Raw genomic sequence first — 2,241 nt, 5'->3', positions numbered from 1 at the left:
GCCCAGTCCGGCACCGGCTCGCCTGCTTCGATCTGCTTGGGCCAGCGGTGGCCGAGGAGCCTCAACGTCAGAACGGACACGTAGTCCTCAGAGTAGCGTCTCTCTTCAGTGTGACACCGCCAGCCTCGTTTCTCAATACCTTCCTTTATCAAGAGGTAAGCCGAGACGGGATGCAGCTCAAGGTCAGTGGACAACTTCTCAAGCAGCGTTTCACAGGGAATAGGTATGCTCGCACCAAGGACCTTTTCCTCTGTTTGGCCATCCTCATCTTGGTCGGCCTGTTCAACCACGTCAGGATCGTCTTGCGCGTCGGATGGCTCAGCAGTGTTCTCGTAAGCCTGTCTCAGTCTTTGCACGATTAGGTCCGAGCCGTTGATCGGACCGTCGGTCATCCTCGGCACGCTAGCGGGAATCCCCAATTCGCGCAACTCTGGCAAGTCATCCAAGCCAACGACTCTTCGGTTCCATCCCGCCGGAACGCCCGTCTCGGACAGAATGGCCTGCACATCATCTTCATTGACCTTGTATATTGAGAGCACCGCGTGTTCAAGGGAGCCCTCGATCGTATGGAGCACCGCCGCCAGACGCAACTGCGAATCCTGAGACTTCCGGATCGAATCCAGCAGGGAACCCTCATTTTCTGGCCCGGAAAGGTCTAATGACGCCTCAACTATGTCCCGCGAGATCAGATTCCTCTTGATCCTTATAGCTTGAGCGGCGAGCAGTTGTACGCTCCCGAGACGGCACTCCAGTTCTGGCCAAGGACACGGCAGCGGCGTTAGAACAACATAGCCGACGCGGAACTTGAGGTCTTGAGTGAGACTTCGCAGAATGAACGAGATCAACCTGGTGTTCATGAGTCCGGCTATGGCCTCGCGGGGCACGCCGAAGCGAGGGAATATGGACAGACTGGCATCGTCGAATATGCAGCCGTCACTGAACCTGACGCTCATGCTTCCTTGGGCAAATAGACTGTAGGTTAGCCCCCTACGGCCATAACAGTCCGGATTTCGCACAACAGCTTTGGGGTACAGCCTAGGTCGAGCGCCTGCCTTCTCCCAGTCTATGACAAGCCATTGCAGCCCCGCCCACTTCTGATACCTACCGCCTTTCAAATATGGGAACCATGTCTGTGGTTTCGCATCTATCTCCCAATGAAACCTGAGGAATCTGTCATTATGAGCAGTTGACAGACCAGCCTTCACTTCGGCTATGTCCATCAGCTTGCACTTCCCGCACAGTAAGCCGATCAACTCGGTGCTTAGCCAATAGGCCAGAGGCGACTCTGGAATGTTAGTGTAAGCGTGCTGCAGCCTGACCGAGACAATGTTGTTCTGTGAGAATCCTGAACATTGAAGAAGGGCAGCTTGCTTCTCTGCCGGACTCCTTAGGCCTACCAGTCGCAATGCTGTGAAACAATGGCTTTCGTCAGGTGGCGTTTTGGATATGGTGAAAAGTACGGAGTTGACTACCTCTCCAGACACCTCGGTGAATGCGCAAGGACCCAAATGAGCGAGCGCCCTGATGCGTGCTTCTCGCAGCAACCCCTTAAACCGGCCCTCCGGGGCCGCAGCGAGTTCATCTTTGGTCAAGGCTCGCAATCGAGCGAATGATCGTAGGAACATCCACGAGTGCTGAGTGACCATCGCAACATAGCCATCACGCGTTGCAAGTTGTATGCAACGAAGAATGAAGGCTGCGTACAGGTCGCGTTTTCCCTCGGGATAGAAGGCCTGAACAAACTCCTTCAGGCCGCCGTTCATGTTCTTTGAGCCCATGTACGGCGGATTCGTGGCGACCACATCGTACCGCCGAAGGCACAAGTCCATGAACTCAAAACCGCGCTCAGCATCAGTAGCGAACACGGCAGCGCGAACCCGGCCCTGCGCCCGGGATACCTCGAAGAAACCGTGAAGAGCGGCCTGGACTTTGCGGCTAAGTTCATCCCAGAATTCCTCATCGGAGATGGCAGACTCGAAAGATAGCTCAAGTTGCTCCGGCGGCTTCATCTCCGGGAACAGGTAGTTCTTCTCTTTCTTCGTGCAGATGGCTTCCGCCCACCGCAGCTTCTCATCGTGGATGATTGTCCGGAGGTCGACCTCGGGGCGGGCCAGCGAACCTACCTCCTTGAGATTCCCGAGCTTGCCGGCAAGGGCCTTCAGCACGCGGCCCACGCTCGGCTCGCGGCTGAATCCCGCAACGAATTCATCCCATTGCGGCCCCTGGAGCAGCGAGGCGTCG

Annotated in this window: 1 protein-coding gene; it reads right to left on the bottom strand. The window is 56.3% G+C overall.

From position 1 onward, the window contains the following. Positions 1-2,241 (bottom strand): Eco57I restriction-modification methylase domain-containing protein (locus VM163_07600; protein ID HUT03738.1); only part of this gene is annotated, 2,241 nt, incomplete at both ends.

It is taken from the genome of bacterium (assembly GCA_035527515.1).
GTDB lineage: Bacteria > B130-G9 > B130-G9 > B130-G9 > B130-G9 > B130-G9.
The sequence above is the reverse complement of the archived record's forward strand: the minus strand, read 5'-3'. Positions and strand labels throughout refer to the sequence as shown.